The 17,575-nt window shown below is 41.9% G+C and carries 10 protein-coding genes; 5 read left to right on the forward strand and 5 right to left on the reverse strand.

The features are described 5' to 3' along the window. Positions 1-101: 101 nt before the first annotated feature. Positions 102-3,164: a LamG-like jellyroll fold domain-containing protein gene (locus CLV32_RS20575; RefSeq protein ID WP_166641996.1), complete on the forward strand. Its 3,063-nt coding sequence runs from the start codon at positions 102-104 to the stop codon at positions 3,162-3,164. Between the two features lie 215 nt (positions 3,165-3,379). Here the strand turns inward: CLV32_RS20575 and CLV32_RS20580 are convergent, their stop codons facing one another. Genes CLV32_RS20580 through CLV32_RS20595 form a run of 4 tightly spaced genes read right to left on the reverse strand, consistent with a single transcriptional unit; the run spans position 3,380 to position 9,821 of the window. After that, positions 3,380-4,234: an N-acetylglucosamine kinase gene (locus tag CLV32_RS20580; protein WP_243732374.1), complete on the reverse strand. Its 855-nt coding sequence runs from the start codon at positions 4,232-4,234 to the stop codon at positions 3,380-3,382. 18 nt (positions 4,235-4,252) lie between these two features. Continuing rightward, positions 4,253-5,614 carry a TolC family protein gene (locus CLV32_RS20585; protein WP_243732375.1) on the reverse strand — a complete coding sequence of 454 codons (1,362 nt, stop codon included), beginning with the start codon at positions 5,612-5,614 and terminating at the stop codon, positions 4,253-4,255. Beyond that, a complete protein-coding gene (locus tag CLV32_RS20590; RefSeq protein WP_133558845.1) occupies positions 5,601-8,714 on the reverse strand; it encodes an efflux RND transporter permease subunit in 3,114 nt (1,037 codons plus the stop codon). The genes CLV32_RS20585 and CLV32_RS20590 overlap by 14 nt, the downstream gene beginning before the upstream one ends. A gap of 12 nt (positions 8,715-8,726) precedes the next feature. Beyond that, the gene (locus CLV32_RS20595; protein ID WP_133558846.1) at positions 8,727-9,821 is read right to left on the reverse strand and encodes an efflux RND transporter periplasmic adaptor subunit; all 1,095 of its coding nucleotides are present in this window, start codon (positions 9,819-9,821) and stop codon (positions 8,727-8,729) included. 141 nt (positions 9,822-9,962) lie between these two features. Here CLV32_RS20595 and CLV32_RS20600 point away from each other — a divergent pair, with 141 nt between their 5' ends. Continuing rightward, positions 9,963-11,756: a M61 family metallopeptidase gene (locus CLV32_RS20600; protein WP_133558847.1), complete on the forward strand. Its 1,794-nt coding sequence runs from the start codon at positions 9,963-9,965 to the stop codon at positions 11,754-11,756. A gap of 65 nt (positions 11,757-11,821) precedes the next feature. Here CLV32_RS20600 and CLV32_RS20605 read toward each other — a convergent pair whose 3' ends face one another. Next, positions 11,822-12,304, reverse strand: coding sequence for a hypothetical protein (locus tag CLV32_RS20605; RefSeq protein ID WP_243732376.1), 483 nt, complete (start codon positions 12,302-12,304; stop codon positions 11,822-11,824). Between the two features lie 216 nt (positions 12,305-12,520). On the opposite strand from CLV32_RS20605, the gene CLV32_RS20610 reads away from it, so the two are divergent. The 3 genes from CLV32_RS20610 (at position 12,521) to CLV32_RS20620 (ending at position 17,475) form a co-directional block, all read left to right on the forward strand. Continuing rightward, positions 12,521-14,293 carry an AMP-dependent synthetase/ligase gene (locus CLV32_RS20610; RefSeq protein WP_133558848.1) on the forward strand — a complete coding sequence of 591 codons (1,773 nt, stop codon included), beginning with the start codon at positions 12,521-12,523 and terminating at the stop codon, positions 14,291-14,293. After that, entirely contained in the window at positions 14,271-15,986 is a 1,716-nt protein-coding gene (gene ggt, locus CLV32_RS20615; RefSeq protein ID WP_133558849.1) for a gamma-glutamyltransferase, read from the forward strand. The genes CLV32_RS20610 and ggt overlap by 23 nt, the downstream gene beginning before the upstream one ends. Before the next feature lie 163 nt (positions 15,987-16,149). Beyond that, complete coding sequence (locus tag CLV32_RS20620; protein ID WP_133558850.1) at positions 16,150-17,475, forward strand: DUF6089 family protein; 1,326 nt, start codon at positions 16,150-16,152, stop codon at positions 17,473-17,475. The last annotated feature ends 100 nt before the right edge of the window (positions 17,476-17,575 follow it).

Here is a 17,575-nt window from a genome sequence, read left to right on the forward strand (position 1 = left end):
TCTCCTGTCTGAGCTACAATTGAAGCAAACAGATGGCTATGATTTTAGGATATCGAATAATCCACCAAAAAATATGTTGGCTCCTTTTCCTGTCATGCATTTTGCCCGTCCGGGCAAATGCATGGCAGGAAGGATATAATTTCAGAAAGAAGATAACTATACCTAAGACGAAAGTTATCGCAACAAATGATCTAACAGATTTTGTTTTTCTACTCGAGTTGCAGGATACCACACTCAGGTTTATTTCTGGACAATGTCAGAGCAATCGAGTTTCAGGTTACAGCAGGCCAGACATATGTTTCTCGACAGCCAATGGTACAGAGCTACGCCTCAGCGCTCAGGTTGAGCAATACAACCCGAACACAGGTCGGCTATTATGCTGGGTCAGTTTACCCATGCTTTCTGCTTTGGGAACACAAAGTCCGGCGACATCATTGTATATTTATTATGGATCGAGCATGGTGGCTGATCCATATAGCATTTCGGCTGTTACGACCTGGCATGGTGCTGTAGCAATATGGCATATGGATCCCGAAGGTGATTCCGGCTCTGTCCGGAATGGGGCAGATCAGGATCCCTCAGCTAAAGCGATTGGATTTCATCTGACAACTGCAAACTATGTGGAGGGAAAAATTGGCAAAGCGGTACATCTGCAAGGTAGCCCGTCACGGATGACGGGACTAAAAGACACAAGCACACGGTTTGCCATTTCAGGTTGGATAAAAATTGATCAACGTGGCAAGGAACAGGTGATTGTTAGTAATCGTAGCGAGAATGGAGGCTATGAGTTGTGTGTAGGCAGTGGCGGTGATATTCAGATACGCATCTACAATTACGGATTTCGTTATGAATTGATCAGCACAACCATACTTACCGAAGCAACATGGTATTTTGTTGGGGTCTCTCTGCAGGACAAGGTTTTAGCACTTTCGGTTAATGGGATAGAGGAGGGCTCTACACGTCATGTCGATCTGAAAATAGCCGGTGGGGGAATTATAAGCATTGGTAGTTCGGTTAACTCAGACCGGTATTTCACCGGAATGCTTGATGAACTTCGAATTCGACATGACGCTAAGAATATGGGTCATTTATCGGTAGAATACGCCAACCAGAATAACACGCTTGCATTTTACAGCTTAGGGAACGAAGAGACATCTGCAATGGCGTATTCCAAAGGCCCGATCTTTACCGGGACAGTGGACGATAATTGGCTAAATCCGGCTAACTGGAGCATCTTGGAGGTACCCAGTGCAGCTGGAACAATTAATATTGCCAAGAACAAAATAGCAAGACTGTCAGGAGTTGCACGATCAACCCAGCAATTGCTGCTGGAGGAAAACGCTGTATTACATGTTCAATCTGATTTGACGGCACATTGTCTGGTAACATTAAAGGCAGGTGCTCGTATTATCATCGATGGTGATCGCGTCCTTCAGCTTGATGGAAATATACAAAATGCAGGGATAATAGCTACCGAGGATGGTAGGCTTCTATTTGCCGGAGATCGGGCTCAGCAAATCAGTGGGGCTGGTTATGTCAGAGTGGCCAATTTCAGTGTCCAGAAAAATACTGCAAATTTGGTAATTCAGCTTTTGCAATCCATCTATGTGATTCATTCACTAACGCTTGACTGGGGGATAGTGGAGACACATGATAACCTAACGTTAGGACTGAGTAATGATGGTATTACGGCACAATATTTTCAGACTGCCGGTCAAGTTCAGGCTGCCCTTATCGGAAGCGTTGCAATAGAAAAGTATATCAAAGGCGGATTTATATATCCCGGCACCGGTAGAGGGTGGCGGCTTTTAAGCTCACCAGTTTATCAGATCCGCAGCGCTAGCTTACCACAATTTGATCTCCATGAACTTCAGAATGCCATGTTTATTACTGGGAAAGAAGGAGCAAACAATGGTTTCGATAACTCTCCATTAGATGGTAACACAATATATACGCACGTAGAAAATTTATACGGAGCATTAACGGATAGATATCAGCCCATTCAAAATATGGATCAAAAAATACCTTTAGGTGATGGGGTATTTGTATTTTCAAGAGGATCAAGACTGATCCCAGATGCTTTTACGCGAGAAATAGTTTCTCCTCCATTTATTAATCCAGATGGGTATGTGGTTACTTATAGGGGGAATGTCTGGACAACCGATCTCATTAAAACCCTATATAATTCCCATAAAGGTGAACTGGGGGATGGATTCAATTTGCTAGGAAATCCTTATCCGTTTTCTATAAAATGGGGCGCGTTAATAACTTCGGGGCTTAGCCCATTTATCTGGCTGTATGATCCTATAAATCAAAGTTATGATGTTACCGACGATCCTAATGCCACAATAAATCCAGGAACTGGTTTCTTTGTTAAAGTCAACCCGGAAGTTAATTCAGGTAGCTTAGTATTTAAAGGATATCAAAGCACTGCAATAGCTTCCAGATTATCAGTGCAGCCCGCCATGCAGGCATTGTCTGTGACAATTATTAAGGACGATTTTATGCAACGCTATAAAATAGTGCTTACTCCAGATGGTACCGATGGAGGAAAAAGAGCAAGTGCTGAAAAAATAGGAACAGGGATAGTAAGTATTGCAGGTATTAGCCCGGAGCGTAAGAAATTGTCTATAGATAGACGCGGTAGTTTGGCGCAGCCTATTGATATTCTTTTGTCCGTTCAAGGACAGTTATCAGGTAAATACTTTTTGCGGTTTGATGGTCTTGAGACTTTTCAACCCGCAACACGGATAACGTTAGAAGACCGCTTTCTTAAACAGAGAATACCGTTCTCGGGAACTGTTCAATCGTATCCTTTCGATATCGATAAATCCAAGTCGGAAACCGAGGGTGACAATCGTTTTCTGCTACATATTGATGGATCCGCTGCAGCGCATCAGGATGACAAGAATATCACGGTATATCCAAATCCTTTTACTGATGTATTCTTTGTGAAAACAAAAGCCGCCTTACCTGAAAATATGAATATTCGAATCAGGGATATGCTGGGCAATTTGGTACTGACCAGAAAATGGAAGAACACTGAAAAAAATGGAGTCGTAACGATCTCGGGAATGAGTCTGAATAAAGGCATCTATTTTCTGGAACTGATCGACAGTGCGACAGATATCATTTTCAAATTTGCCAAAGTAATTAAACAATAGAGACATGATCCATAAAATGTTAATGATAGTTGGGTTGTGTATATCAATCAGCGTAACAGCGCAGTCGGATGATCCGGGGATACCCCCTGGGGGCGACCCTGATATTAATGAAGTACCGCTTGATCATTCAGTGTGGTTTCTGTTAATTGCAGGATCTTTTTATGGATTGTATAAAGTCAATCGAATTGAGGATAATAAAGCCTAATCAAATTATATTAATCTGAGATACCTTCCCTTTCCAGTATATAATTATAAATGCCCTCAATAGGTTTCTGAAGAATCTTGCCAACCTTAATTCCGTTCTTTTTGCAAACAGCTTTAAGGACATCCTGATAGTAATATGCGATAGAACCTACAAAATGACATTCTAGTCTGTTGTAGTCCGGATAATCTTTAATATTGCTATCAACAAATTCCTGAAAACCTTCTTCAAGAAGCTGTTTTATGTAAGGATGCTCCTGTCTTTTGGACATAAATCTACTCATCCCTGCAAGGTATACGTTCGGAAAAGCTTGCTGATAAACGTTAGTGATAACTTTCTCTTTGTCAGCTTCAAACTCCGTACGGAACATTTCGCCCAGATCGGAAGGCAACATGTTGTATAAGTAAGCGGTAACCAATTTACGTCCAAAATGTGTTCCTGAACCCTCGTCACCAAGAACGTATCCCAGTCCGTGTTTGCTCTCGTGCACCGTCGTCCCATCGTAGTAAGAAATATTTGACCCAGTACCCAGGATACAGGTAAGTCCAGCCTCGGCACCACATGTTGCATAGGCCGAGCCCATGAGATCGTGGTCTACGCTAATAAACGCCTTAGTAAAAAACAGAGAAAGCCCATTGGAAACAACTTCATGTTTGTCTGGCGACGAGCAGCCTGCACCAAAAAAATAGATTTCCTTAACTTCTTCCGCATACACAGCAACCTCCTTTTTCTTAGAGAAAATCTTAAAAATATCCTGTGCATTTAGAAAATAGGGGTTAATACCCGGTGTGCTAAAACTAATCGTTTCTTTTCCGTTAAATCCCATCCAGTCTGTCTTGGAAGAACCACTGTCAGCTACTAATATCATGGGATAAAAATAAGAATCTTATCGAACATTTAAGGTGCCGCTAATTTCTTTTAGGCTGATCTCGGTAAGCTTTGCCTGATATTGAGCATCAAGGAAACGCGTTACCGCATCAATGGAATTCCGCTGTGCCTCGCGTAATTCTAAAGGAGCAATGCTTCCAAGTCGATACTTTGTTAATGTAATATCTAAATTTTGCTTTGCTATTTCCACATTGCCGGTTTCCACCTTCAACAGGTCAAGATTGGTCTGGTAATTCTGGTAGGTGGAGATCAGTTGCGCACTGATAGTTTGCTTTGTTTTATCCAGATTAAGTTCTGAAGAGCTGATAAGTACTTTTGCATTCCGCTCATTTTGCCTTTGCAAGAATCCGTTAAAAATATTTAAACTGGCCGTTACCCCATAAGTCAATCCATTCGCGCGAAGTGCCGTGTTAAAACCCGTTGGACTCGTGCTCCTGTTAAAATCGTACCCACTATTAATCGCTACAACCGGATAGCGTTGTCCCTTAACCTGCTTCAAATTCAGTTCTGCAATTTTTTTATTGATGAAGGCATTTTGGAGATCTGGATTTAATGCATTTGCCTGTGTTTGCAAGTTGGCATACACGAGATTGTTTTCAATGTCAATCTCTTCCTTCACCTTGAACTCAATATTAAGATCTCGGGCCATCAGCTGATTCAGCGTCACCATCGTCGTCTTTAGTAAGTTCTTTTCAGTAAGGTAAGATGATGTATCCGTATTGTAATCTACTTTAGCAGTAAGAACATCTAATTTGGAGCCACGTCCCAATTGAAGTTTATTATCAGCAATAGATACACGCAATCTCGAGATGTCCAATGCACTGTCTTTCGCTGCAACAAGCTGTTGTTGCCTAACCAGTGCGTAGTAGTTGTTCACCACATCGGCAATGGTTCCTAAGATCACGCCTTTAGTGTTTACCTCGCCCTGCTTTTGCAGTTCTTTAAGTCTGTCGTAGTTAGCAAACATCTGGAAACCGTCAAAAATTGTCCAATCTAAAGCTACACCATAGCTCTGATTGGTGTTTTTTACACCGCTCAATTTCCTTTGTGTGCCTGTAGAAGTTGTCTGTGTCGAATTCTGACTGCTTCCACCTTTACTGAACGTTGCGCCTAATGTGGGCAGTAGTCCGGCATTTCGAGCATTAACATTATTTTGGGCGATCAAAAGATCATTATTAATGAGTTTGATGTCGTAGTTGTTTTTTAAGGCGGTTTCAATTGCCTCCTGAAGCGTCATACTCGGTAAGGCATTTGTATTCTTATCCAGGATGTTTTGTGCTGTGGCTTGCCCAACAAAGCAAACTAAAGCCATACCTAAAAAGCAGCACAGTAACCGTATATGTATATTAAGCTTTTTCATTTTTTTCACTTTCTAATGCTGCTTTTAGAGAACGGTCAAGTTCCGTGTTTTCTTTGTGTTCCTTAGACCAATACGAATAAATAGATGGGATTACAAACAAGGTAAGTACCAGGGAGAAGGTCGTTCCTCCAACAATTACAATACCCATACCCATTCTGCTTTTTGCGGCTGCACCCAAGGCCATTGCAATAGGCAATGCACCGATAGCAATGGCAAGACTCGTCATCAAAATTGGCCGAAGTCTGGAAACAGAAGCCTCGCGAATTGCATCGTGTACGCTTTTTCCTTGTTCCTTCAGCTGGTTGGCAAATTCTACAATAAGAATTCCATTTTTGGTTACCAGTCCGATTAGCATGATTGTGCCAATCTGACTAAAAATATTCCAGCTTTGGCCAAAGAGCCAAAGTGATAGAAATGCCCCGGCAACGGCCATAGGTACCGTTAAAATGATAATCACAGGATCCTTGAAACTTTCAAACTGCGCTGAAAGAATCAGATAAACGAGTAAGATCGCCAGTCCAAAAGCAAAAAGTGTATTTGAAGAACTTTCCTTGAAATCTCTGGACTCACCACCAAGATCGGTAGAGAAAGACTCGTCCAGTACTTTGGCCGATATACGGTCCATTGCATCAATACCCTCACCAATACTTCTTCCTGGTGCAAGACCGGCTGATACTGTTGCTGAAGTAAATCGATTGTTGCGGTATAATTGTGGGGGACTGCTTTCTTCTTTGGCAATAACCAGATTGTCTAGTTGGATCAGTTGATTTTTATTATTACGTACATAAACAGAGCTCAAATCCAACGGATCTTTCCGGTTGCCGAGTTCAAACTGTCCAATTACCTGGTATTGTTTTCCGTTCATAAAGAAGTAGGAAAAACGTTGTCCGCTTAACCCTAACTGCAGAGCTAGTCCTATATCTTGAATAGACACACCCAGATTTCTGGCCTTATCGCGATCTATAGTAAGATTGATCTCAGGCTTGTTGAATTTCAGGTTCACATCTGATGTCGTAAAAATTGGATCCTTAGAAACCTCATCCATAAACAAGGGCACCTTTTCTCTAAGTTTCTCAAAGTTCTGTGCCTGGATGATGTAGTTTATTGGTAACCCCCCACGGCGACCAACGGAGATTGTTGGCTGTTGGGTAACAACAACCTTACCTTCCGAATATTTCCTTGTGATGCTGGTCAATTTTTGGGCAATGTCAGCCTGTGAACGCTCTCTATCGCCTGGATCTGTTAATCCCATCCGCACAAATCCTCCATTTGTAGATCCTGAGCCGCCGAAACCGGGAGAAGTAATGGTAATGTTTACTTTTTTCTCTGGGACGGAATCATTGATCGTCTGTTGGATTTTCATCATGAACTGATCCGTATATGTAAATGATGCGCCTTCAGGTGTAGTAACGTTCATATTGATCGCACTTCTGTCATCGTATGGTGCAGTTTCTTTTGGTAAGATCTTCCAAAAGATTACAATCAGGCCCACACAGAAAAGTATAATAGGTATGGCAAGCCATTTTTTATTCAGGAATTTATCTAGATTTTCAGCATACGTGTCATTAAGCTTCACAAAATAAGGCTCTGTCATCTCGTAAAACTTCGACTTCTTATGGCCCGTTTTTTTCATCAAATAGGCATTAAGCATGGGCGTAAGCGTGAGCGATACGAATGCAGAAATTAATACTGCTGCACCGATCACAATTCCGAATTCCCTGAACAAACGTCCAACAAACCCCTGTAGGAAAATTACGGGTAAAAACACGGCGGCAAGCGTGATAGAAATGGAAATTACTGCAAAGAAAATTTCGTTAGACCCTTTAATTGCAGCTTCGAAAGGTGAAAGTCCTTCTTCCACCTTTTTAAAGATGTTTTCTGTAACTACAATTCCATCATCGACCACAAGCCCGGTAGCGAGTACAATTGCCAGTAATGAAAGCACATTGATGGAGAATCCAAAAATATACATGATGAAAAATGTAAAAACCAACGATACCGGAATGTCAATTAGCGGTCTGATTGCGATTGCCCAATCTCTAAAGAACAGGTAGATGATAATAATTACCAGGATCAGGGATAGGATGATGGTCTCAGCCACCTCTGTTACCGAGGCCTTAATAAATTTAGTCGTATCCAGAGAAATATTTAGTTTGATATCCTTCGGGATATCTTTCTGGAGCTGAGCAAACCGTTTGTCAAATTCTTTTGAGATATCCAGATAATTAGCGCCTGGTTGAGGCACAAGGCCAACAGCTACCATGGGTCTACCAGATTCCCTTAAAATGGTCTCCTCATTTTCAGAACCTAAGATGGCGTAGCCTATATCCTTCAACCGCACTACATTCGCCGAATCATTTTTAATAATCAGATCATTAAACTGAGTTGCATTGGTTAGTTTACCAAGTGTTTTTACAATTAATTCTGTATTTGCCCCGGTAATCTTTCCAGAAGGGAGCTCCACATTTTCTGAATTTAGTGCAGTAAGGATATCCTGTGATGTTAGGCCATAAGCAGCAAGTTTGTTTGGATCTATGCGGATACGCATGGCGTATTTCCGCTGTCCCTGAATCTGGACGCTACTTACACCCGATATCGTCTGCAGTCTTTCAGCAATTACGTTTTCTGCGTAATCACTCAGCTCCATTACATTTCTTTTATCACTCTGAATGGTCATAGTGATTACTGCGTCAGAATTGGCATCAGCTTTACTAACTACAGGGTTTCCATCAATATCCTTTGGTAAACTTCTGGCGGCCTGCGAAACTTTATCACGGACGTCATTTGCTGCATCGTCAATGTTTTTATCAAGATTAAACTCGATTGTAATATTACTGCTTCCCTGGTTACTACTAGAAGATATATTCCTGATCCCGTCAATTCCATTAATAGATTTCTCCAGTGGCTCGGTAATCTGCGACTCAATGATATCAGAGTTGGCACCAGGATATGATGTACGTACGTTGACAACAGTCGGGTCGATATTTGGAAACTCCCTGACGCCAAGGAAATTGTAGCCGATAACCCCAAATAGCAGGATCATCAGGTTCATTACAATGGCTAGAACAGGTCGCTTTATACTCGTGGTTGAGATACTCATGCTTGATTCAGATTAGTTTTTGACCAGCGAAACTTTTACCGGTGCATCGGGTTTTAGCGACATTGCTCCTGTAGTTAACACAGTATCACCAACCTTTAGTCCGGAGGTGATCACAATATTTTCTGCAGTACGTGTGCCAGATTCAACAGGCACCTGTTTTGCTTTTCCATTGCTGCTGATAAAAACAGTTTTACCTTTTAATACCGGAATAATGGCTTCATTGGGTATAAGGATAGCATCCTTCATCGTGCTCAAGGCCAGTTTGATTTTTGCAAAAGAACCAGGAAGTAATTCATTGTTCGGGTTTTCCGCCAGCGCCTTGATCTGCAGTGTTCGTGTCTGAACATTTATACCTGGCTCAAGTGCGAAGATCCGTCCGCTGAATTTTTTGGATGATCCGTCTGTACTGAATGTAATTTCAGACTGAGTCTTGATCTGTCCCATATATTTCTCGGGTACTGAGAAGCTTATTTTAATAGGGTTTATACTTAGCAGGTTGGCAATTACTTTATTCGGGGTTAAGTACTCTCCAACAGAAATAGAGCGTAAGCCAACTTTGCCATCAAATGGCGCATAGATCGATGTTTTTGCAAGTTGCGCACGGATGAGCTGCGTTTGCGATTTTAACGATTGCAAGTCGGCTAACGAAGTATCGTATTCCTCCTGGCTGATTGCTCCTTTTGCAAGGAGTTGCTTAGCCCGGTTCTCATTAGTGCCCGACAAGCGTTGTTTGGTTAAGGCTTCTTGTAATTGAGCCTGGATATCTCTGTCGTTGATTTTAACTAGCAGTGTTCCCTTCCGCACATTGGTTCCTTCTTTAAAAAAAATTCCTGTAACTAATCCTGAAACCTCACTCTGCAGGCTAACAGATTCATTTGCATCTATGGAGCCTGTAATTTCCAGATCGTTATCAAAAGCTGAGGATTTAACCACAACACCATTAACAACCATAGCCTGTGGGCCGCCTTTGCCATCTTTTCCGGCTGATTTTCCACCCCCAGCGCCTCCGCCGGAACCTTCAATTTTTTTGTTGGCAGAGATGCGGTAGTAAACCAGGTAGGCCAAACCCAATGCTATTAATGTGTAGATTAAATATCTCAGTTTCATTTTGGTTAAATAACGGTTAACGTACAAAAATATTCAAATATGTTATCACACTCGTGTTGTATTAAGTATGTTACAGCCTTATTCTTCAATTCATGAAGTTAAAAATAGAATAATTTTAAATTTGCGGCAAAGCAACACGATATGTTTGGGAAAAAAGCAGCAATAGGATTAGTAGTATTACTAGCATTGGGTATGACAGCAAAATCAGAAGTAAAGATAGGTTTCGAAGTGAGTTTCACTGAGCCTCAGGCACACTATGCCGAAGTAGAGATGAATATCGCGGGGATCAGTAAGGATTTTATTGATGTTAAAATGCCTGTTTGGGCACCGGGATCCTACCTGATAAGAGAATTCTCTAAAGGTGTCGAAGGATTTAAAGCTACTAGTGCTGGTAAGGCACTTCGAGTGGAAAAGGTCCGTAAAAATATATGGCGCATTTACAGTGCTAAAGCTGCGCAGGTGAAAGTTAACTATAGGGTATATGCCTTCGAAATTTCTGTTCGGACGGCTTTCATCGATGCAAGTCATGCTTTTCTGTCATCTACAGGCATTTTCATGTATCCAGACGGATATCTGAAGTCGCCAAGCACCGTCAAGGTAATTCCGTATAGTGGATGGACAAAAGTTTCTACAGGCCTTGAGCCGGTTTCAGGATCAGCATTCACCTACAGGGCTTCAGATTTTGATATTCTTTTTGATAGCCCTATAGAAGTAGGGACGCAGGATGTGTTTGATTTTATGGCTTCTGGCGTAAAGCATGAAGTGGCTATGTATGGCGGCGGTAATTACGATAAAGAAAAGCTAAAAGTGGATATGGCAAAGGTTATCGAGCAGGAAACTGCAATGTATGGCGAAAATCCAAATAAACATTATACGTTCATCGTACATAATTATGCTACCGGGGGTGGTGGTTTGGAGCACCTCAACTCTACTGTGCTTGGCGCCTCACGCAATCAATATACGACGGAAAGGGGCTACAATGGTTTCCTTGAACTTGTTGCACATGAATATCATCATTTGTGGAACGTAAAGCGCCTTAGACCGGTAGCCTTGGGGCCGTTCGATTACGATAACGAGAACTATACCGCTAACCTCTGGATAGCCGAAGGATTTACTGCGTACTATGAAAATAAATTCATGTTGAGAGCTGGCTTCATCAACTCGGATAATTTTGTAACCCGCATGGGTGATGCTGTCGCCGGTGTAGAAAATACAATCGGTGCAAAAGTACAGTCTGCTTCGGCAGCGAGCTACGATGCCTGGATCAAACAATACAGGCCAAATGAAAACTCTGGGAATACCTCAGTTTCGTATTATACCAAGGGTGAGGTAATTGGTTTGCTCATGGATCTTGAGATTGCTCATGCCACAAAAGGGACGAAAAGCTTGGATGATGTCATGAAAGCGATGTACCTGCAATGTAAAACTCTAAAAAGGGGCTATACCGATGCCGAGTTTAAAGCAATGGTAGAAAAGATTAGTGGGATCAGCTTCGCTACTTTTTATGAGAAATATGTGAATGGTGTTCAGCCTGCGGATTATACAACTTATCTTGGTTATGCTGGTGTACAGGTTAACAATGCAAACGCTGGTAAAAGCATTCCATATCTTGGAGTTGCATCCAAAAAAACCGAGGGCAAGATCATGATTACGTCGGTAGCCCGCAACAGTGCAGCCTGGGTTGATGGGATCAATGTAAATGACGAGATTATCAGTATCAACGACGTGCCGGTAGAAGCTGCAATCGAGAGAATGCCTGTAATTACAGGAAGTAAAGTCGGCGATGTGCTCAAGGTAACTTTGAAACGTGATGGCACAACAAGGGATTTTAAAGTTACATTGAAAGCTAGTCCAAACATTAAGTTGGTTTCACAAATCGATCCTAACGCCACTGACGCTCAAAAAGCAGTGCTGAAAAGGTGGATGGGAATCTAATATCCAGTATAAAAATAAAGCCTGGTTTCGTGAGAAGCCAGGCTTTTGTTGTATAAAACTTTTTTTTAAAATGTAAATCTCAAGGAAAGACCTAGTCCGGCACTGTCAAAGTATGTTTCTGGAGTAAGGCCGATTGCCGGTTTCCAGTCAAGTGACAAGTTGATGGGCGCATCAGCGAATTTGTAGTCAAGACCTAGAACACCATCAACAGATAGGTAAGCATCTGTTGAGTTATCATATTTCCATTTTCTTGTTCCTACGGATGCCCCAGCACCATAGTACCATAGTAAGCCTGGTGCACCTTCAATCTTATTATTCACTTCGTATAATCCGGAAATCCTGAAATAAGAAAAACCATTGTTAGATCTGAAGTTGGCAATGAGGTCCAGCATCTTGTTGCCGCCAAGCGTAGTTTTAAAGGTTACGCCATTAGCGGTTCCAAATCTTCCTCCAATTGCGTTACGGTAGTCTTGTGCAGTAGCGGTGTTACGGATCGCAAAACTCGCGATCACTGTTAAGCAGATAATTGTAAATAATTTCTTCATCATGTATGTTTTTAGTAAAACTTTCCGAAAACAATTATTATGCCGTCATGCAAATTCCGTTAAATTTTATATTCGTTTTCTTTGTTTATCTACAATAAACAACCGATTGTCAAATTTGTAAGCGGGAAAACAGACCGAAATCAAATTTGGTTTTATTAGAGAATTTTATTTGTTAGATTTGGGAAACAGCACACAACCAAATATTAAATAGCTTATTTTATGGGTACAGTAATAACCAGAGTATTCGACATCCTTGCGTATAATTTAGAGAAGTTTCCGAAAGAAGAATTTGTTAGTGGTAAGATCAACGGAGAATGGAAAAAGTACAGTACCGCAAGTTTTTGTAAGACGGTTGATGATTTAAGTAAGGGTCTGATAAGCATCGGTGTAAAAAAAGAATCCAGAATTGCGGTGATGTCACATAATAGGCCGGAATGGAATATTTCCGATTTCGCCATTATGCAGATAGGCGCTTATCAAATTCCTTTATATCCTACGCTTGCTGAACATGACATTAAGTTTATTCTTGAAAACGCAGAGGTGAGCGTAATCTTTGTTGCCGATGAGGAGATCTACAAAAAGGTTAATTCTGTTGCGAATGAAATAGAAAGTGAAATAAAAATATATAGTTTTAATCAGGTCTCTGGCGTCAGCCATTGGGGGGAACTCATTGCTGAAGGACAAGAACAGACAACAATAGCACTTGACACATATCGCGACGCAATAAAGCCTGATGATATTCTCACGTTAATTTATACGTCTGGTACTACGGGTACGCCGAAAGGTGTAATGCTGACGCATGATAATTTGGTAAAGAACTTCGAAAATTCGGCAGTGATCTTTCCTGCGGGTGTAAAGAAAGTGTTAAGCTTCCTTCCACTTTCGCACATCTTTGAACGCATGATCGTTTATCTTTATCTCTACACAGATGCAGCGGTTTATTACGCAGAGAGTATGGATACCATTGTGGCTGATATACAGTTTGTAAAACCTAATGGATTTTCTACTGTTCCCCGCCTATTGGAGAAGGTCTACGAAAAGATTATGGAGAAGGGCAAGGAACTAACAGGTATTAAAAAAGGACTTTTCTTCTGGGCAGTTGGTGTGGGAGAAAAATTCGAAATAGAATCAGGATGGTTTTATAAACTTAAACTGGGTATTGCGCGTAAACTGATCTTTTCAAAATGGCAACAGGCACTGGGTGGTGAGATCATTGTTATCGTTTCGGGAGGAGCTGCTTTAAATCCAAGGTTGGCACGTATTTTTTGGGCAGCAGACATGCCGGTATTCGAAGGTTACGGACTTACAGAAACCAGTCCTGTAATTACTGTTAATCACTTTGATAACACAATGTTCGGAACGGTAGGCCCTGTGATCAAAGGGGTGGAAGTGAAAATTGCGGAGGATGGAGAAGTGCTGGCCCGTGGCCATAATATTATGAAGGGGTATTACAACCGACCGGATCTGACTGCCGAAACAGTTGATGCCGAGGGTTGGTTCCACACTGGTGATATTGGCGAACTTATTGATGGTAAGTTCCTTAAAATTACAGACCGTAAAAAAGAAATATTTAAGACCGCTGGTGGTAAGTATGTGGCACCGCAGATGATTGAAAATAAATTCAAAGAGACTGTATTGGTAGAGCAGGTAATGGTATTGGGTGAGAACCGGAAATTCCCCTCAGCGCTTATTGTTCCCAATTTTAATGCATTGAAAGGGTGGGCTGCAAAAAAGGGAATCACCTACACTACTAATGAGGAGATGGTTAAAAATGAGCAGGTTATTGCGAAGTTTAATGAAATCGTAGAATATACCGGCAAAGATTTTGGTAAATGGGAGCAAGTAAAAAGGATCTGTTTATTGCCAAAGGAATGGAGCATCGCTGGAGGCGAGCTAACGCCTAAACTCAGTCTGAAAAGAAAAATCATTCTGGAGAAAAATAAAGACATCATAGAAAAAATGTATAAGGATGCTGAGAACTTCAAAGCGTAGAAATGCCGCATATTATTCGGGATTATTTTCGGTAGCCCTCTTGTTTGCTGCATGTGCCGGTGGACAGCTCGGTATTCGGAACAGTATGGAATATCGGAATGGGATGGTTGTTTCTGCAAAACAGCAGGCTTCGCAGGTCGGTATTGACATTCTGAAAAAGGGTGGAAATGCTGTGGATGCTGCAGTGGCTGTGCAGTTTGCTTTGGCCGTTGTGTATCCCAATGCGGGTAACATCGGTGGTGGAGGATTTATGGTTTTTCGTAGCGCGGCAGGTGAATCGAATACGCTCGATTTTCGGGAGAAAGCTCCATCTGCTGCCTCCCGGGATATGTATCTGGATAGTACGGGGAACCCAATTTCTGCAAAGAGTCTGAATGGTAGCCTGGCGTCAGGGGTGCCTGGGACGGTTGCTGGAATGGCTGCCGCGCATAAAAAATATGGTAAGCTGAAATGGGCCGACCTTGTTGAGCCTGCAATTGCGCTAGCCAACCAAGGCTTTTCGCTGAGTGAAAAGCAGGCTGCTGAATTAAACGGTCAGCATAATAACTTTACGAAATTAAATCCTCTTGGTACAGCCTTGCTGAAGTCAGGCAAATGGCTTCCAGGAGATAAGCTTATCCAGCATGAGCTGGCGAATACATTAACTCATATCAGGGATTATGGTAGAGCCGGCTTTTACGAAGGAGCGGTAGCAGATTCGATCGTTTCAGAGATGCAGCGCGATGGCGGCCTCATCACAAAGGCAGATTTAAAAAGCTATGAGGCTGTTTGGCGGAAACCGGTAACAGCTAAGTATAAGGACTATAAGGTGATCACTATGCCGCCCCCTTCAAGCGGAGGCATTGCGCTGGTGCAACTTTTAAAAAGTGTGGAGAGTTATCCTTTGCACCGCTGGGGCATTAATTCTGATTCTACGGTTCAACTGATTGTCGAGGCAGAGCGAAGGGCTTATGCTGATCGGGCAAAGTTTCTCGGAGATCCTGATTTTATTCATGTTCCTGCCGCTCAACTTATGGATAATTTATACATAAAAGAGCGTATGAATAGTTTTGACTGGGAAAAGGCAACGCCAAGCGCAATGATTGATGCGGGTGAAATTGCCCCGGCAGAACATGAAGAAACAACACACTATTCTATTGTAGATAGAGATGGTAACGCGGTTTCTATAACTACGACATTGAATGGTAGTTATGGTGCAGGTGTAGTCGTTAAAGGAGCCGGTTTTCTGCTGAATAATGAAATGGACGACTTCTCTGTAAAGCCAGGTTCACCAAATATGTACGGCCTGGTAGGTGGTGAAGCAAACGCAATCGCCCCCGGTAAGCGGATGTTAAGCTCAATGACTCCAACTATCCTTGAAAAAGAAGGGCAACTATTCATGGTTGTGGGGACTCCAGGAGGGTCTACAATCATTACGTCGGTATTTCAGACCATACTCAATGTGGTCGAATTTGATAAAAGCATGCAGGCTGCTGTGAACGCAAAGAAATTCCACCATCAGTGGTTGCCTGACAATATTCAAATGGAAACTGATGCACTAGATAGCCTAACGCAGGTCAGGCTAAAAGCGAAGGGCTATATCATCATGGAACGCGGCTCAATCGGTCGGGTAGATGCAATCCTGAAAACCAAATGGGGTTACTACCAGGGTGGTGCCGATCCACGTGGCGATGATACTGCGATTGGCTGGTAATTGTACTTTATTCTAAACAGATTTTTCCGGAATTTTTACTTTGTTTAATTTATTAGTCGGTTTAGAGGATGTTTATCAGAGCTTCCGACCTGATTCTGATATGGTATAGGTATTGTATATGTATCAGGAATCATACAAAGTAAAAACACTAAAATCTGATATTATGAAAAGAATAGTATTAAAATGTCTGCCGGTAGCGGTTGCAGCTTTATTCTCTGGAATAGCAGCACAGGCGCAGGAAACTGCAACAAGTCCATCGATGCAGTTCAGCACTTGGTCTATCGGTGTAAATGCAGGTGTACTAACACCTATTGCCCCTTTTGGTGGCAGAAATGACTTTTCTAACTGGAAGTCAGATTTAGGTTATGGCTTATATATCAAAAAGCAGTTCACCAACTATTTCTCTCTGCGCTTAGACGGAGTAAGGGGTAAGGTTAAAGGTGATAACTCTGAAGCTTTTGACAGCGGATTTACGCCAACTGGTGTAAGTGCATTTAAAACAGATTTGTCTTATTCGGGTAGTTTAAATGCTGTGGTGAATATGTTCAATATCGATATGTTTCAAAAAGAGAATGCACTACAATTGTATGTGTCTGCTGGTGCTGGTTTGGCTGGTTATAAACCATCCACTACTACAGGTAGTGCGACTACCGAATTTGCAGGTGGTAAAACCATATCTGAACTTATCATTCCCGTAGGTTTAGGTGCAAAGTTTAAAATTGCAGAAAAAGTGAATTTCGATCTGGGCTGGACAGTAAATTTCGTTGATGGAGACAATTTCGATGGAACATACAGAAATAGCAACAACGATAAATATTCTTATGCTTATGCGGGGCTTGAATTTGCGTTGGGTAAAGGAAGGCAACTTGCATGGCACAATCCGGTAGCTGCAACTTATGATGAGGCGCTTGCTGCTAAAAATGCGGCCAATGCATTGAAAAGCGATCTTGATGCACAGAAGGCAGAAAATGCAAGGTTAAGAAGCGACATGAATGACTTACTGAAAGATAGCGATGGTGATGGTGTGGCAGATAAATTGGATAAATGTCCGGATACACCATCAGGAACAGTTGTTGATGGTGCAGGATGTCCATTAAAAACACCAGCTCCAGTAGTTCAGGAAAAAATCATTATAACTGAAGCAGACAGAAAAGTAGTTGCTGACGCGATTAAAAATCTGGAGTTTGATTTTAACAAATCAACAATCCGTGCCAAGTCTTATCCTACGTTGAACCGTGTTGCTGAATTGCTGGTTGCTAAAAACTTCAGCTTGAAATTAGCAGGTCATACAGATAGCAAAGGAAGTGATTCATATAATCTTGGTTTATCTAAAGACAGAGCTGAGTCAATTAAAGCTTACCTGGTATCTCAAGGTGCTAACGCGTCTAGAATTGAAGCTACAGGTTATGGAGAAACGCAGCCAATTGCCACAAACGCAACTGAGGCTGGGCGTCAGAAAAATAGAAGGGTAGAGTTTACGCTTTACTAGATTTCTTGATCTTATTTTTCAAAGGCCGTATCAATGATACGGCCTTTTTTGGTTTTGGCAGGTACAATTTGTGGCTACTGGAATTTTGCGGTTTTTGGCC

The organism is Pedobacter duraquae (assembly GCF_004362245.1).
Classification (GTDB): Bacteria; Bacteroidota; Bacteroidia; order Sphingobacteriales; family Sphingobacteriaceae; genus Pedobacter; species Pedobacter duraquae.